Source organism: Pseudomonas sp. KH_040, assembly GCF_057839305.1.
Window position 1 is genome coordinate 5,703,181 of record NZ_CM174487.1, and the last position, 16,386, is coordinate 5,719,566.

Annotated in this window: 14 protein-coding genes; 12 read left to right on the forward strand and 2 right to left on the reverse strand. The window is 59.2% G+C overall.

Features of this window, described 5'->3' with window-relative positions; genetic code table 11:
• Positions 1 to 165 precede the first annotated feature (165 nt).
• From panD to AC3IUF_RS25380, 7 genes are all read left to right on the forward strand, one after another.
• Complete coding sequence (gene panD / locus AC3IUF_RS25350) at positions 166 to 546, forward strand: aspartate 1-decarboxylase (protein WP_003205654.1); 381 nt, start codon at positions 166 to 168, stop codon at positions 544 to 546.
• 231 nt (positions 547 to 777) lie between these two features.
• The gene (gene pgi, locus AC3IUF_RS25355) at positions 778 to 2,442 is read left to right on the forward strand and encodes a glucose-6-phosphate isomerase (RefSeq protein ID WP_007909914.1); all 1,665 of its coding nucleotides are present in this window, start codon (positions 778 to 780) and stop codon (positions 2,440 to 2,442) included.
• Between the two features lie 320 nt (positions 2,443 to 2,762).
• Complete coding sequence (gene acs / locus AC3IUF_RS25360) at positions 2,763 to 4,700, forward strand: acetate--CoA ligase (protein ID WP_489279635.1); 1,938 nt, start codon at positions 2,763 to 2,765, stop codon at positions 4,698 to 4,700.
• Positions 4,701 to 4,751: 51 nt separating this feature from the next.
• Entirely contained in the window at positions 4,752 to 5,624 is an 873-nt protein-coding gene (locus AC3IUF_RS25365) for an oxygenase MpaB family protein (RefSeq protein ID WP_489279636.1), read from the forward strand.
• Positions 5,625 to 5,763: 139 nt separating this feature from the next.
• Positions 5,764 to 6,780 (forward strand): class I SAM-dependent rRNA methyltransferase, encoded by a 1,017-nt coding sequence (locus AC3IUF_RS25370; protein WP_489279637.1) that lies wholly within the window; start codon positions 5,764 to 5,766, stop codon positions 6,778 to 6,780.
• A 199-nt stretch (positions 6,781 to 6,979) separates the two neighbouring features.
• A complete protein-coding gene (locus AC3IUF_RS25375) occupies positions 6,980 to 9,931 on the forward strand; it encodes a DUF748 domain-containing protein (RefSeq protein WP_489279638.1) in 2,952 nt (983 codons plus the stop codon).
• Positions 9,931 to 10,227 (forward strand): DUF2845 domain-containing protein, encoded by a 297-nt coding sequence (locus AC3IUF_RS25380; protein ID WP_007909909.1) that lies wholly within the window; start codon positions 9,931 to 9,933, stop codon positions 10,225 to 10,227. Before AC3IUF_RS25375 ends, AC3IUF_RS25380 begins: the two co-directional genes overlap by 1 nt.
• Before the next feature lie 235 nt (positions 10,228 to 10,462).
• Here the strand turns inward: AC3IUF_RS25380 and AC3IUF_RS25385 are convergent, their stop codons facing one another.
• Both AC3IUF_RS25385 and AC3IUF_RS25390 read right to left on the reverse strand, forming a co-directional pair.
• Positions 10,463 to 10,819 (reverse strand): BON domain-containing protein, encoded by a 357-nt coding sequence (locus AC3IUF_RS25385; protein ID WP_038369042.1) that lies wholly within the window; start codon positions 10,817 to 10,819, stop codon positions 10,463 to 10,465.
• Positions 10,820 to 11,116: 297 nt separating this feature from the next.
• Positions 11,117 to 11,548: a pilin gene (locus AC3IUF_RS25390; RefSeq protein ID WP_007909907.1), complete on the reverse strand. Its 432-nt coding sequence runs from the start codon at positions 11,546 to 11,548 to the stop codon at positions 11,117 to 11,119.
• 226 nt (positions 11,549 to 11,774) lie between these two features.
• Between AC3IUF_RS25390 and pilB the strand changes: the two genes are divergently transcribed.
• From pilB to yacG, 5 genes are read left to right on the forward strand one after another with little or no spacing between them, the layout of a single operon-like run.
• The gene (gene pilB, locus AC3IUF_RS25395) at positions 11,775 to 13,475 is read left to right on the forward strand and encodes a type IV-A pilus assembly ATPase PilB (protein WP_007909906.1); all 1,701 of its coding nucleotides are present in this window, start codon (positions 11,775 to 11,777) and stop codon (positions 13,473 to 13,475) included.
• Positions 13,476 to 13,477: 2 nt separating this feature from the next.
• Positions 13,478 to 14,695 carry a type II secretion system F family protein gene (locus AC3IUF_RS25400; protein WP_489279639.1) on the forward strand — a complete coding sequence of 406 codons (1,218 nt, stop codon included), beginning with the start codon at positions 13,478 to 13,480 and terminating at the stop codon, positions 14,693 to 14,695.
• Position 14,696: 1 nt separating this feature from the next.
• Entirely contained in the window at positions 14,697 to 15,569 is an 873-nt protein-coding gene (locus AC3IUF_RS25405) for a prepilin peptidase (protein ID WP_489279640.1), read from the forward strand.
• The gene (gene coaE / locus AC3IUF_RS25410) at positions 15,566 to 16,189 is read left to right on the forward strand and encodes a dephospho-CoA kinase (protein WP_489279641.1); all 624 of its coding nucleotides are present in this window, start codon (positions 15,566 to 15,568) and stop codon (positions 16,187 to 16,189) included. Before AC3IUF_RS25405 ends, coaE begins: the two co-directional genes overlap by 4 nt.
• Entirely contained in the window at positions 16,186 to 16,386 is a 201-nt protein-coding gene (yacG, locus tag AC3IUF_RS25415; protein ID WP_007959585.1) for a DNA gyrase inhibitor YacG, read from the forward strand. The genes coaE and yacG overlap by 4 nt, the downstream gene beginning before the upstream one ends.

Consider the following 16,386-nt stretch of genomic DNA (forward strand, 5'->3'; position numbering starts at 1 on the left):
CGGTGTGTCAGTCAGCATTAGTGTTGAATGACACACCGCTATCGCGAGCAGGCTCACTCCTACAGTGTTTTTCAGCGTCATGAAGATTGCATTCCAGCTGTATTGCCGCCCTCAAAGCCTTCGGGCACACTGCCCGCCGTTCGATTCCAACCCGGGAAAACCCTCATGCACGCGATCATGCTCAAGGCCAAACTGCACCGCGCCGAAGTCACTCATGCGGTGCTCGATTACGAAGGTTCGTGCGCCATCGATGGCGAGTGGCTGGACTTGTCCGGCATCCGTGAATACGAGCAGATCCAGATTTACAACGTCGACAACGGCGAGCGTTTCACCACCTACGCGATTCGTGGTGAAGAGGGTTCGCGGATGATCTCCGTCAACGGCGCCGCTGCACACAAGGCCAAGGTTGGCGACCGCGTGATCATTTGTGCCTACGCCCATTACAGCGAAGCCGAGCTGGTCAATTTCAAGCCGCGCATGCTTTACATGGCGCCGGGCAATGAGCTGAGCCACACCAGCAACGCCATCCCGGTTCAGCTCGCCTGATCGCGAAACCGCCCCGCTCCCCCTCCGTTTGTCGGCCAGTTCCCGGTCTCGATGTTAAAAAAGTACAGGGATCTGGTCAGACAAAGTCAAGACAGAACGCAGCGCGAGGTTTACTGTATTCGCCCTGTGTCCAGAAATCGTGTCGACGCAGTTGATCCCATGCCCAAACATGGCGTGCCGGGTCTGTTCAGTGTTCAAAAGGCCGTTCAAGTAAAAAGGAAAACCGCAGCGATGGCGTATTACCTCACTCCTCAAGACGTTACCGCTCTGCCCGCCTGGCAAGCGTTGAAAGATCACCGCCAAGCCATGCAGGATTTCAGCATGCGCGAAGCCTTCAACGCCGATCCGCAGCGCTTCAACCAGTTCACCCTCAGCAGCTGCGGACTGTTTCTCGATTATTCGAAGAATTTGATCAACGCCCAGACCCGCAACCTGCTGGTCGGTCTGGCCAATGAAGTCGATCTCAAAGGCGCCATCAAAGCGCTGTTTGAAGGCGAAATCGTCAACACTTCCGAAGGCCGCCCGGCGCTGCACACCGCCCTGCGCCGCCCGGTAGGCGACAAGCTGTCGGTCAATGGCGTCAACGTGATGCCGGAAGTCCACAAGGTTCTGAACCAGATTACCGATCTGGTCGGCCGCATCCACGACGGTCTGTGGCGTGGTTACACCGAGAAGCCGATCACCGACGTGGTCAACATCGGCATCGGTGGCTCGTTCCTCGGCCCTGAGCTGGTCTCCGAAGCACTGCTGTCGTACGCGCAGAAAGGCGTGCGTTGCCATTATCTGGCGAACATCGACGGCAGCGAATTCCACGAGCTGACGCAGAAACTGCGCGCCGAGACCACGCTGTTCATTGTTTCGTCGAAGTCGTTCAACACCCTCGAAACCCTGAAGAACGCTCAGGCTGCTCGTGCCTGGTACCTGGCACAGGGCGGCTCGGAAGCCGAGCTGTATCGTCACTTCATCGCCGTATCGAGCAACAACGCGGCAGCCGTGGCGTTCGGTATCCGTGAAGAAAACATCTTCCCGATGTGGGACTGGGTTGGCGGTCGTTACTCGCTGTGGTCGGCCATCGGTTTGCCGATTGCCCTGGCCATCGGCATGTCCAACTTCAAGGAGCTGCTGTCCGGTGCCTACACCATGGACCAGCATTTCCAGACCGCGCCGTTCGAACAGAACATGCCGGTGCTGCTGGCCCTGCTCGGTGTCTGGTACGGCAACTTCTGGGGCGCGCAAAGCCACGCGATCCTGCCGTACGACCACTACCTGCGCAACATCACCAAGCACTTGCAACAGCTGGACATGGAATCCAACGGCAAGAGCGTGCGTCAGGACGGCACGCCGGTGTCGACCGATACCGGTCCGGTGATCTGGGGCGGCGTCGGCTGCAACGGTCAGCACGCCTACCACCAGTTGCTGCATCAAGGTTCGCAGTTGATCCCGGCCGACTTCATCGTGCCGATCGTCAGCTTCAACCCGGTCTCCGACCACCATCAGTGGCTGTACGCCAACTGCTTGTCGCAGAGCCAGGCGCTGATGCTCGGCAAGACCCTGCCGGAAGCCGAGCAGGAATTGCGCGACAAGGGCATGAGCGAAGAGCAGGTGCACAAACTCGCGCCGCACAAGGTGATCCCGGGCAACCGCCCGAGCAACACCATCGTGGTCGAACGCATCAGCCCGCGTCGCCTCGGCGCATTGGTTGCCATGTATGAGCACAAAGTGTTCGTACAGAGCGTGGTCTGGGGCATCAACGCCTTCGACCAATGGGGCGTGGAGTTGGGCAAGGAACTGGGCAAAGGCGTTTACAACCGCCTGGTCGGCAGCGATGAAACCCTTGCTGATGATCCTTCCACCCAGGGCCTGATCAACTACTTCCGCGGTCGTCACCGCGGTTGATCTGTTGCTTGATAGAGAGCCCCTGAAGTTCAGGGGCTTTTTTTCGTCTGGCGTTTGGCATGGATTTCGCGGTGGCAGCCAAATCGCTTCCCCCTCACCCCAGCCCTCTCCCCCAAGGGGTAGAGGGGGAAAGGGAGCCGATTTTCACGCTTTTCAATACTTGAGTTCGACTCCGGAATTTCAAGTCGATGTATCAAGCCCAAACACCTCGGTCAGTCCCCTCTCCCTTTGGGAGAGGGTTAGGGTGAGGGGCGGCCTTGATCCCTTCCCCCCATCAGCGCATCTTTATCCTTGTCGCACCACAAGAATAAGGAACCGTCATGTTCGATATCAGCACGTTCCCCAAAGCCGATGCCGTCCGCCACGCTGCGCAATTGAGTCAGGATGAGTATCGACGGCTTTACCGCGAATCCATTGAACACCCCACGGCCTTCTGGGCCGAACAGGCCACGCGTTTCCTCGACTGGAGCACGCCGTGGCAGACTGTCCAGCGCTACGACCTGAAAACCGGTGAAGCCGCCTGGTTTGCCGGGGGCAAACTGAACGTCAGCTACAACTGCATCGACCGTCACCTGGAACAGCGCGGCGAGCAGACCGCCCTGCTCTGGGAAGGCGACGATCCCGCCGAGTCGGCGCAAATCACTTATAAAAAACTCCACCACCACGTCTGCCGCTTGGCTAACGTGCTGAAAAGCCGTGGCGTGAAGAAAGGCGACCGGGTGTGCATCTACATGCCAATGATCCCCGAAGCCGCGTACGCCATGCTCGCCTGCTCGCGGATCGGCGCGATTCACTCGGTGGTGTTCGGCGGTTTCTCCCCTGATTCCCTGCGTGACCGCATTCTCGATGCCGATTGCCGCACGGTGATCACCGCAGATGAAGGCGTGCGCGGCGGCAAGTTCGTGCCACTGAAGCAGAACGTCGACAAAGCCCTGCAAAGTTGCCCGGACGTCAGCACCGTCGTGGTGGTCGAGCGCAGCCAAGGCAAGGTCGACTGGGTCGAGGGGCGCGATATCTGGTATCACCAGGCCGTGCGCGATGTCAGCGACGATTGCCCGCCAGAACCGATGGACGCCGAAGATCCGCTGTTCATCCTCTACACCTCCGGCAGTACCGGCAAACCCAAAGGCGTGCTGCACACTACCGGCGGCTATTTGCTGCAAGCGGCGATGACCTTCAAATACGTGCTCGATTACCGCGACGGCGAAGTGTTTTGGTGCACCGCCGACGTCGGCTGGGTCACCGGTCACAGCTATATCGTCTACGGCCCGCTGGCCAACGGCGCGACCACGCTGATGTTCGAAGGCGTACCGAGTTATCCGAGCAGCTCACGATTCTGGCAGGTCATCGATAAACACAAGGTCAATATTTTCTACACTGCACCCACCGCTCTGCGCGCGTTGATGCGCGAAGGTGCCGAACCATTGAAAGAAACCTCGCGCGCCAGCCTCAGATTGCTCGGCAGCGTCGGCGAGCCAATCAACCCTGAAGCGTGGGAATGGTATTTCAATGTCGTAGGAGAACAGCGCTGCCCCATCGTCGACACCTGGTGGCAGACCGAAACCGGCGGCATCATGCTCAGCCCGCTGGTCAGCGCCCAGCGAATCAAACCGGGCTGCGCCACACAACCGATGTTCGGCGTGCAACCGGTGCTGCTCGATGAACACGGCAAGGAAATCAAAGGCGCCGGCAGCGGCGTGCTGGCGATCAAGTCGAGTTGGCCGGCGCAGATCCGCAGCGTCTATGGCGACCCGCAGCGAATGGTCGACACCTATTTCAAACCCTACCCCGGCTACTATTTCACCGGCGACGGCGCACGCCGCGACGAGGATGGCGACTACTGGATCACCGGGCGCATCGACGACGTGATTAACGTTTCCGGCCACCGCATCGGCACGGCTGAAGTGGAAAGCGCGCTGGTGCTGCACGACAGCATCGCCGAAGCCGCCGTGGTCGGTTACCCCCACGACGTCAAAGGTCAGGGCATCTACGCCTTCGTCACGCCCATGAACGGCACCGAACCGAATGACGAGCTGAAGAAAGAACTGCTCGCCCACGTCAGCAAGGAAATCGGCAGCTTTGCCAAACCCGACTTGATCCAATGGGCGCCGGCCTTGCCGAAAACCCGCTCAGGCAAGATCATGCGGCGCATCTTGCGCAAGATCGCCTGCAACGAACTCGACAGCCTCGGCGACACGTCGACCTTGGCCGACCCGAGTGTGGTGCAGGGACTGATCGACAAGCGCCTCAATCAGTAACACCCCGGGCGTGGTCAACCGACCGCGCCCGCCCTTTCGCACTGAGTGGTCATGGAATTCATCCGCAGTCGTATCGAACAGCAACTCATGAGCCTGACCGGGCTGTCGCTCGGTCAACTCGACCTGGAAAACCCCAAGGGCGACCCCGGCCTGTTCGGCCCCGACTCAGTCAGTTGGCAAGTGCACGGCGATTTCAGCAGCATGTTGATCGGTGGTATCAGTGCGTTGTTGTTGCAGGCTTTGCATCCGCTGGCACTGGCCGGGGTTTGGGATCATTCGAATTTTCGTGAAGACATGCTCGGGCGTTTGCGGCGCACCAGTCAGTTTGTATCCGGCACCACGTTCGGCTCGCGACGCGACGCCGACTGGTTGATCGAGAAGGTGCGCACCATTCACCTGCAAGTGGTTGGCACCGCGCCGGATGGCCGCCCTTACGCGGCCAGCGATGCGGATTTGCTGACGTGGGTGCATGTGGCCGAAGTCAGTAACTTTCTCGCCGCGCATTTGCGTTATCGCAATCCGCAGTTGTCGGGGGCGGATCAGGATCGTTATTACGCGGAAATCGCCGTGATTGCCGAACGCCTGGGCGCGCGGGATGTGCCGAAATCACGGCAAGCCGTGGCCGACTATCTGCAACGCATGCGCCCGCAGTTGTTGTGCGATGAACGCAGCCGCGAGGTTTTGCGATTGTTGCTCGCAGCACCGGCGCCGAGTGTTCTGGCGCGACCCTTTGGTGATTTGATGATGAAGGCCGGCATCGACCTGCTGCCGGACTGGGCCAGCGACATGCTCGATGTCCGGCAGGGCTCGCTGCAACGGCAATTGATTCGCGCGAGCGTCAGGCGCAGCGCACCGATGCTGCGTTGGGCGATGCGCAATGGTTCGGTGCAGCGAGCGAAACGGCGGATGGGCCTGTTGACCTAAAAAGCTTCACGAGCAGGCTCGCTCCCACATTTGGAATGCATTCCCATGTGGGAGCGAGCCTGCTCGCGAAGGCAGCACCTCGGTTACCCGCCAAGCTGTTAAACTCCCGCGCCCCAATTCTCTCCAGCAAGGCGCATGCATGTCTTCCTTGAATCAGGCGCTGCGCGCCGCCCTCAATCAACGCCAGGACTTGCTCACTGAGCTGCACCGTCAGGGCACCGATTGCTATCGGCTGTTCCACGGCAGCCAGGAAGGCGCCGGCGGTTTGACCATCGACCGCTACGGCCCGCAACTGCTGGTGCAGAGTTTTCACCAGACGCTGGAACGCGATGACCTGCTGCAACTGCACGCGATGGTCAATCAAACCCTGGGCCTGGAAACCTTGCTGGTCTACAACGACCGCTCCCGTGGCAACTCGCGCATCGACCGTGAAGACAGCGTCTACAAAGCCGAAGACGCCGCACTGGTTGATCTGGTCGGTCACGAATGGGGCCTCAACTACCGTGTGCGCGGGCGTCATGCCGGGCAGGATCCGCTGCTGTTCCTCGACCTGCGCAACACGCGCGGCTGGGTCAAGGATCACGCCAAAGGTAAATCCGTGCTCAACCTGTTTGCCTACACCTGCGGCGTCGGCCTCAGTGCCGCAGCCGGTGGCGCCCGTGAAGTGTGCAATCTGGATTTCGCCGAAGGTAACTTGGCGGTCGGTCGCGAAAACGGTTTGCTCAACCCGCAATTGCCCGAGATGCAATTCATCCAGTCCGACTACTTCCCGGCCATCCGCCAACTCGCCGGCCTGCCGATCAGCCAGCGTCGCGGGCAGAAACTGCCGAGCTACCAGCGCCTTGATCAGCGTCAATACGATCTGGTCCTGCTTGATCCGCCCGCCTGGGCCAAGAGCGCATTCGGTACCGTCGACCTGCTGCGCGACTATCAGAGCCTGCTCAAACCGGCCTTGCTGACCACCGCCGACAACGGCGTGCTGATCTGCTGCAACAACCTGGCGAAAGTCAGCATGGACGATTGGCGCGAACAGGTGCTGCGCTGCGCGGAGAAGGCCGGGCGACCGGTGCGTGAGTGGAGCGTGATGACCCCGGGCGCCGACTTCCCGTCCATGGACCAGCAACCGCCGCTGAAAACCCTGATCCTGCAGCTATAAACAACCCTGTGGGAGCTGGCTTGTCAGCGATTGCGGTGGGTCAGTCAACAAAGTTGTCGACTGGTATTCCCTCATCGCTGGCAAGCAAGCTCCCACAGGGGTTCTGTGATTTGAGAGAAATCTGAACAATCCTGCTCCATGCGAGGTACTTCGGAACCAGAATCGCGTGCCATACTCCAAGGCACTCCGATTCAGACAGATGAAGCCGCACATGCCCAAAGGATTGATTCGCGCGATTGGCGCCTTGTTGACTGCTCTGGCCCTCTACAGCCTGCTGGGGTTTCTGATTTTGCCGGGCATCGCTCTGCGGGTAGCCAATCAGCAACTGGCCACCTACGCGACGGTGCCTGCGCATATCCAGCGCATCGAGCTCAACCCGTTCAGCCTTGAAGTCACCCTGTGGGGACTGGTCATCGGCGAGCCGGGCAAGGAACAGATCGGCTTCGATCGCCTGTACGCCGACCTGCAAATCGACAGCCTGTGGACCAAAGCCCTGCATCTGTCCAACATCGAGCTGGACAAACCAAAGAGCGAAATCCTTTTCGCCAAAGACGGCAAACTCAACCTGCTGGGCCTGTTCAATGTGCCGGCCAGTGAGCCGACACCAGCCGACCCGGACGCCAAACCGTTCCCGCTGCGCATCGACAACATCAAACTGGCCGGCGGCGTCGTGCACTTTGAGGACGTGCGCCCCAGCGAACCCATCGAGTTTCTCTACGACGATCTCAGCTTCGAGCTGAAAAACCTCAGCACCCTGCCCGAAGACAGCGCCGACATGACCCTGGTCGCCATCGGCCCGGCCGGTGGCCGGATCGACTGGAGTGGCAATTTCAGCCTGATCCCGTTCACTTCCGAAGGCACCCTGAAAGTCACCGACGGCAAGATGAAAGCCTTCTGGCCCTACGTGCGAGACTCGGTGCCGCTGGTACTTGAAGACGGCGTGATCAGTCTCAGCAGCGAATACAAACTCAATCTGTCGAAAGAAACCGAACTGCAGTTGAACAATGTCGCGGTGAGCATCGCGCCCTTCGCGATCAAGGCGCCTGATGGACGCCCACTGGCAAAACTCGAACGTCTCGACATCAGCGAAACCTCGCTGGATCTGGCCAAGCAACAAGTCGTGGTCGGCAAGATCCGCAGCAACAAACTGGAAACCTGGGCGGCGCTCGAAGCTGACGGCCAACTGGACTGGCAGAAACTGTTCGCCAGCCAACCGTCGAAACCGGCCGCCAAAGCCGCCGCAGAACCTGCCAGCACGCCCGCCGCTGCCGACTCGCCGAAAGCTGAACCGACTGCGCCAAGCAAGCCTTGGCAAGTGCTGCTCAAAGACGTGCAATTGCGTAACTACACCGTGCATCTGGCCGACCGCTCGGCCCAACCGGCAGTAGCACTGGATATCACCCCGCTCAACGTCGACCTGCAGGATTTCGACAGCCTCAACGGCTCGCCCTTCAAGCTCAATCTCGACAGCGGCGTGGGCAAGCAAGGCAAGATCACCGCCGACGGCACCGTCAATCTCGCCCCGGTCAACGCCCAGCTCAACGTGAAAACCCAGGACATCGACCTGCGCGTCGCACAGTCCTACATCAATCCTTTCATTCGCCTGGAACTGCGCAGCGGCATGCTCGGCAGTGACCTGAAGGTCAATCTCAAGAGCACAGAACCACTGGCACTCAGCGTCACCGGACGTGCGCAGATCGATCAACTGCACACCCTCGACACCCTGAAAACCCGCGACTTCCTCAAGTGGCAGCAAGTGGTGGTCGAAGGCCTGAATTATCAGCACGGCGACAGCCTGTCGATCGACAGGATCAACCTGTTCCAGCCGTACGCGCGGTTCATGATCAACGATGATCGCACCACCAACATTGATGATCTGCTGATCCCGCAGCCCGCTGACAGTGGCGCAAAAAGCACAGCAGCCAAACCAGCCAGCAACGAAAAACCGCTGGGCATTCACATCGGTGGCATCGCGATCAATGACGGCTCGGCGAACTTCGCCGACTTCAGCCTGACGCCCAACTTCGCCACCGCCGTGCAGCAACTCAACGGCCAGATCGGCACCATCGACAGCCGCCAGGCAAAACCGGCCAGCGTCGACATCAAAGGCAAGGTCGACCGCTATGCACCGGTGACCATCAAGGGCGCGGTCAATCCGTTCGACCCGATGGCCAGCCTCGACATCGCCACCAGTTTCAAACGGGTCGAACTGACGACGTTGACGCCCTACTCCGGCAAATTCGCCGGTTACCGCATTCGCAAGGGTCGGCTCAACCTCGACCTGCATTACCTGATCACCAAGGGCCAGCTCAAAGCCGAAAACAAAGTGGTGGTCGAACAATTGCAGCTCGGCGAAAAAGTCGACAGCCCGGATGCCGTGAGCCTGCCGCTGAAACTGGCGATTGCCCTGCTCAAGGACGTCGACGGCAAGATCTCCATCGAATTGCCGGTGACCGGCGACTTGAACAACCCGCAATTCAGCGTGATGCCGATCGTCTGGCAGACCCTGCGCAACCTGATCGTCAAAGCCGCAGCCGCGCCATTCAAAATGATCGGCGGGTTGATCAGTGGCGGCGGTTCGCAAGACCTTGGCACTGTGTCGTTTGCGCCCGGCTCCAGCGAGTTGAGCAAGGATGCCGAAGCGGCGCTGATCAAGCTGTCCCAAGCACTGAAGGAACGTCCGGCACTGCGCCTGGAAATCGAGGGTACTGCCGCGCAAAGCAGCGATGGCCCATTGCTCGCCGAGCAGCGTCTGGAACGTGAATACCAGTACAACTACTACAAGATGCTCCAGCGTCGCGGCGATAAAGTCCCGGCGCAGGCGTCGTTGCTGCAAGTGCCGGACAGCGAGAAAGGTCCGCTGCTCGAAGGCATTTACCGCACCCGCCTGAAAACCCAGCCACCGGCGGAATGGAAGGATCTGGGCAAGGAAGAACGTACGGCGAAGATGCGCGAAGGCGTGATCAAGTTCTGGAGTGGCAGCGACGTGCTGCTGCGTCAGTTGGGTCAGGACCGCGCCAGCAGCATCAAGGATTATCTGGTCGATAAAGGCCAGCTGGCAGACGACCGCGTGTACTTCATCGACGCCAACCTTGGCGAGGCCGAAAGCGATGGCCGCGTGGTCACGCAAATGCACCTGGATGCCGAGTGATGAAACTTCAGTGGCTGGCCTTGCTCGCAATGACGCTCGCGGCCAGTCACGCCTCGGCGTCCGATACGCTGCGCTGCGGCAGTCAATTGATCAGCCTTGGCGACCGGTCCAGCGAAGTCCTGCAGAAATGCGGTGAGCCGGTCAGCCGTGATGTGTTGGGCTACAAGCGCAGCGCCAATCGCCGCGAGGAGTTTCAGGTCGAGGAATGGACTTACGGCCCGAGCAACGGCATGTATCAATACCTGCGCTTCGAAGGCAATCGCCTGCGCCAGATCAACAGCAAACGCGGCAACTGAAAAAGCAAAAGATCGCAGCCTTCGGCAGCTCCTACAATCTGGAATGCATTTCCCTGTAGGAGCTGCCGAAGGCTGCGATCTTTTGCTTCTAAAAATAGAACAGGCCCCGACACAAGTGCCGGGGCCCGTAATGGTCACCTCCGTGTGACCGTTCGCATGAACTCTAAAGTTGCGGCAGACGTATTGCTCGGCCCGTCTGTCGCGTCTTCTCCCGGTCCAGGCGAGAAGTCATGCCTTACTCGGCTTTCAGGCCGTCAGCGGAGACCGCTTTGACGCCTTTGATTTTCTTGGTGATATTCACTGCGGTGGTTTTCTGAGCTTCGGTAATGGCTACAGTCGACGACAGAGATACAACACCTTTGTTGGTTTCTACTTTGATGTCAGTGCCTGGGATGCCTTTTTCGGTCACCAGGTCGCTTTTCACTTTAGTGGTGATCCAGGTGTCGGAAGTAGCTTCTTTAGCCTGGGTGACTTCACCGGCGGCCAGAGTCATTGGAGCCTGGGTAGCCTGAGTGGATTGTGCGAATGCACCGGAAGCCATGGTCAGGGTCAGCGCGGTAGCAGCAGCGGCAGTGATAGCGAACTTCTTCATACGAGTAACTCCTGTTTTTCTGGAAAGTCTGCTGGTTGTCTTGTCAGCAGGGTTACCAAGGTAGTTGCGAACGCTGTGCCAACTTTTCCATCAACACAAAATCCTTATAAATCAATATCTTATGTTTAACGCAGATTTTCGAAATCATGCAATTTGCATGACATGCGCAATATTCACATGCAAGTTGCGGTTTTTTGAAAAGTTCCTAAGACGCTGAAATTATTGAAGCTTTTGTGAAGTGTCGCGCAATGAAAAATGCCCCGCAAAGCGGGGCATCCTGTTCAGCACACATTCAACTTATGTACCACTGGCGGTGCAGCCTTTTGGCGAATAGTCCGGCGCCACAGTGGTGCCGCAAGTCCAGACGCCAGCACCGGTGCCCGATGAACGGGTCAAGGTAATGGTTTTGTCCAGAACAGGGCCAGGAGCGTTCTTGATTGTGCAGACAATGGTGCCGGCCCCGGTCGAAGCGGTGCCCGATGCGGTCACGGCGCAATTTGACGTTGTGACCGTGGCACTACCGGCCACCAGCGTCAGCGTCGGATCGGTACCTTGGTTGATGGTGTCTTCGAACGGCACTTTCATCGCACTGATCTCCGCCAGCCCCGCCGTCACCTTCGACCGCGCCTGATACTTGGAATACTGCGGCAGGGCGATGGTCGCCAGAATCCCGATGATCGCCACCACGATCAACAGCTCGATCAGCGTAAAACCTTGTTGTTTTTTCATAGACACGCTCCATGCATGAGTCGAAATCTCATGATCTGAAAGGGACGCAGCATAGGCCATGCCAATGCCTTCGAGGCCCTGCCCCTTGGGCGCGAACCACCTACAACGCCATTTCCTACAACCCGCAACCGCACTATCTGACACTTTTTGTCACCTGCCCCCGCCGTGTTTGGCGCTGTCACTTGACTAGGCTATAAGTCATGAACTGCAAGTGTGCGGAATTCCCATGAATGACATCGCTCTGAGCGGTCTGGCCAAGCAATTGGTCCAGGCCGAACTGCTCACGGAAAAAAGCGCCCAGCAAGCCTGGCAACAGGCCCAGCGCAATCGCCTGTCGCTGGTCAGCTATCTGGTGCAGAACAAACTGGTCAAGAGCTGGCAAGTGGCCGAGATTGCCAGCGAGCATTTCGGCATGGCGTTCCTTGATCTCAATTGCCTCGACAAGGAAACCCAACCCAAAGGACTGGTCAGCGAAAAACTTGTGCGTCAGCACCATGCCCTGCCCCTGTGGCGACGTGGCAACAAGCTGTTCGTTGGCATCTCCGACCCGAGCAACCATCAAGCGATCAACGACATTCAGTTCAGCACCGGGCTGAGCACCGAAGCCATTCTGGTCGAGGACGACAAGCTCACCGATGCCATCGAGAAGTTCTTCGACACCCACAGCAGTGGCCTGGAAGACATGGCCGATGTCGATCTTGACGGCCTCGATGTCGAATCCGTCGATGACAGCAAGCAGGACGCCATCGGTGGCCTCGATGCCGACGATGCGCCGGTGGTGCGTTTCGTGCACAAGATGCTGCTCGACGCGATCAAGAGTGGCTCTTCCGACCTGCACTTCGAGCCTTACGAGAAAAACTACCGGGTACGGGTGCGCACCGACGGCATCCTGCGTGAGGTGGCCAAACCACCGATTCAACTGGCCGGGCGCATCGCCGCACGCCTGAAAGTCATGGCCAGCCTCGATATCTCGGAACGGCGCAAACCGCAGGACGGGCGGATCAAGATGCGCCTGTCGAAAAGCAAGTCGATCGATTTCCGGGTCAACACGCTGCCCACGTTGTGGGGCGAAAAAGTGGTGATCCGGATTCTCGACCCGTCCAGCGCGCAGATCGGTATCGACGCCCTCGGCTATGAGCCCGAGCAAAAGGATCTGTACATGGCCGCACTCAAGCAGCCACAGGGCATGATTCTGGTCACCGGCCCCACCGGCTCGGGTAAAACCGTGTCGCTCTACACCGGCCTGAATATCCTCAATACCGTCGACATCAACATCTCCACCGCCGAAGACCCGGTGGAGATAAACATGGAAGGCATCAACCAGGTCAACGTCAATCCTAAACAAGGACTCGACTTTGCTCAGGCGTTGCGCTCGTTTCTGCGCCAGGACCCGGACGTGATCATGGTCGGTGAGATCCGCGATCTGGAAACCGCCGAGATCGCCATCAAAGCTGCGCAGACCGGTCACCTGGTGCTCTCGACCCTGCACACCAACAGCGCCGCGGAAACCCTGACGCGCCTGCACAACATGGGCATTCCCGGCTTCAACATTGCCACCTCGGTCAGCCTGATCATTGCCCAGCGCCTGGCGCGCAAACTGTGCAGTCACTGCAAGAAAGCCATCGAGATCCCGCGCGAAACCTTGATCAAGGAAGGTTTCCCCGAGGAACGCATCGGCCATTTCACGATCTACGAGCCGGTCGGTTGCGATCACTGCAACGGCGGCTACAAAGGACGCGTGGGGATATATGAAGTGGTGAAGAACACACCAGCACTGCAACACTTGATCATGGCCGAAGGCAACTCGCTGGAAATCGACCTGCAGATGCGCCGCGACGGCTTCGACGACCTGCGCACCTCCGGGCTGCACAAGGCCATGCAAGGCATCACCAGCCTTGAAGAAATCAACCGGGTCACCAAGGACTGAACATGGCGGTCAAGGCAGCGAAAATCAGTATCTATGCCTGGGAAGGTACGGACAGGAAAGGCAGCAAAGTCACCGGTGAACTCAGTGGACAGAATCCGGCACTGATCAAGGCCCAACTGCGTAAACAGGGGATCAGTCCCGGCAAGGTACGCAAAAAATCCGCATCGTTGTTGAGTTTTGGCAAACGCATCAAGGCCCAGGACATCGCTCTGTTCACCCGGCAGATGGCGACCATGATGAAGGCCGGAGTGCCGCTGCTGCAGTCGTTCGACATCATTGGCGAAGGCTTTGAAAACCCGGCCATGCGCAAGCTGGTGGACGAGGTCAAACAGGAGGTCGCGGCCGGTAACAGCTTCGCCACAGCCCTGCGCAAGAAGCCGCAGTATTTCGACGAGTTGTATTGCAATCTGGTCGATGCGGGCGAGCAGTCCGGCGCCCTCGACACGTTGCTGGAACGCGTCGCGACCTATAAGGAAAAAAGCGAACGGCTGAAGGCCAAAATCAAAAAAGCCATGACCTACCCCACCGCCGTGGTGCTGGTGGCGGCAGTCGTGACCGGGATCCTGCTGGTCAAAGTGGTGCCGCAATTCCAGTCGGTGTTCTCGGGGTTCGGCGCCGAACTGCCGGCCTTCACCCTGATGGTGATCAGCCTGTCGGAATTCATGCAGCAATGGTGGTGGGCGATGCTCGGCGCGCTGGTCGCGGCGATCTTTGGTAGCCGCCATGCACTGAAAACATCTCAGGCATTACGCGACCGCAAAGACACCTGGCTGTTGAAACTGCCCTTGGTGGGCACGCTGATGTACAAGTCTGCGGTGGCGCGATTCGCTCGAACCCTGTCGACCACGTTTGCTGCCGGTGTGCCGCTGGTGGAAGCGCTCGACTCAGTGGCCGGCGCCACCGGTAACGTTGTCTTCAAGCGTGCCGTGTTGCGCATTCGCCAGGACGTCTCCACCGGCATGCAGTTGAATTTTTCGATGCGCAGCACCGGGGTCTTTCCCAACATGGCCGTGCAGATGACCGCAATTGGCGAAGAGTCGGGGGCTCTAGATGAAATGCTCGACAAGGTTGCAGGCTTTTACGAAGAAGAAGTGGATAACATGGTCGACAACCTCACCAGCCTGATGGAGCCGTTCATCATGGTGGTGCTAGGCGTTATCGTCGGTGGGCTGGTGGTGGCCATGTACCTGCCGATCTTCCAACTCGGCTCAGCGATCTGACATGCCTATCGACGAACTGTTCGCCCTGTATCCACTGGCCTTTGTTTTCACCGCCCTGCTGCTGGGTCTGGTGGTCGGCAGTTTCCTTAACGTGCTGATCTGGCGCCTGCCGAAAATGCTCGAACGCGATTGGCGCCAGCAAGCCCACGACGTACTCGGTTTGCCCGGCGAAGCGCCGTTGCCGACCTACAACCTGATGCTGCCGCACTCCGAATGCCCGCATTGCGCCCACCGGATCCGTCCGTGGGAAAACATTCCCCTGCTCAGTTATCTATGGCTGCGCGGGCGTTGTTCAGCGTGCGCGGCGCCCATCAGCAAACGCTATCCTTTGACCGAACTGACTTGCGGGTTGCTCTCGGCCTTCATCGGCTGGCACTTCGGTTTCGGTTGGCCGGCGTGCCTGCTGATCGTCCTCACCTGGGGGTTGCTGGCGATGAGCCTGATCGACACCGAACATCAACTGCTGCCCGATGTGCTGGTGCTGCCGTTGCTGTGGCTGGGGTTGATCGTCAACAGCTTCGGCCTGTTCGTGCCGTTGCACGATGCACTGTGGGGCGCGGTGGCCGGATATATGGCGCTGTGGTCGGTGTTCTGGCTGTTCAAGCTGCTGACCGGCAAGGACGGCATCGGCCATGGTGATTTCAAGCTGTTGGCGCTGCTTGGCGCTTGGGGCGGCTGGCAGATTCTACCGCTGACCATCCTCCTCTCATCGCTGGTGGGCGCCATTATCGGGGTGGTTTTACTGCGCTTGCGCAATGAGAAAACCTCCACGCCGATACCCTTTGGCCCGTGGCTGGCAATTGCTGGCTGGATTGCCTTGCTCTGGGGTGGTCAAATAACCGACTTCTATTGGCAGTTTGTCGGTTTGAAATGAATACCCCTGTGGAAAAACCCTGGATTCTCGGCCTCACCGGCGGCATCGGCAGCGGCAAAAGCGCGGCAGCTCAGCACTTCATTGATTTGGGTGTCCACGTGGTGGATGCCGATCACGCGGCGCGCTGGGTGGTTGAACCGGGGCGCCCGGCGCTGGCGAAGATTGCCGAACACTTCGGCCCCGACGTGCTGCAGGCCGATGGCACGCTGGACCGCGCCGCCCTGCGCAAACTGATCTTCGAATTGCCGGAGCAACGTCGCTGGCTCGAAGCGCTGCTGCATCCGTTGATCGCCGAAGAAATCGCCCATCACCTGGCGCTGGCAAAATCGCCTTACGCGATTCTGGTTTCGCCACTGCTGATCGAATCCGGGCAATACGCGATGACCCAGCGCATCCTGGTGATCGACGCCCCGCAACAATTGCAGATCGAACGCACCTTGCAGCGTGACCAGACCAGCGAGCAGCAGGTTCAGGCGATCCTCAACGCTCAGTCGAGCCGCGAAGACCGTGTGAGCCGCGCCGACGACGTGGTGGTCAATGACCGCGACCTCGCCTGGCTGCACAGCGAAGTCGAGCGTCTGCATCACTTTTACCTGACTTTATCCGGAGGCCAAGCATGAGCCAGATCCCCACCGTTGAATGCCCGACCTGTGGCGCCCCCGTAGAATTCACCCCTGAGAACAAGTTTCGGCCGTTCTGCTCCGATCGCTGCAAACTGATCGACCTCGGCGCCTGGGCGTCGGAAGAACACAAAATTCCGGTCGCACCGGACGCCGAGGACGAACTGTTTTCCGGCGATTTCGATCCGCGCCACTGA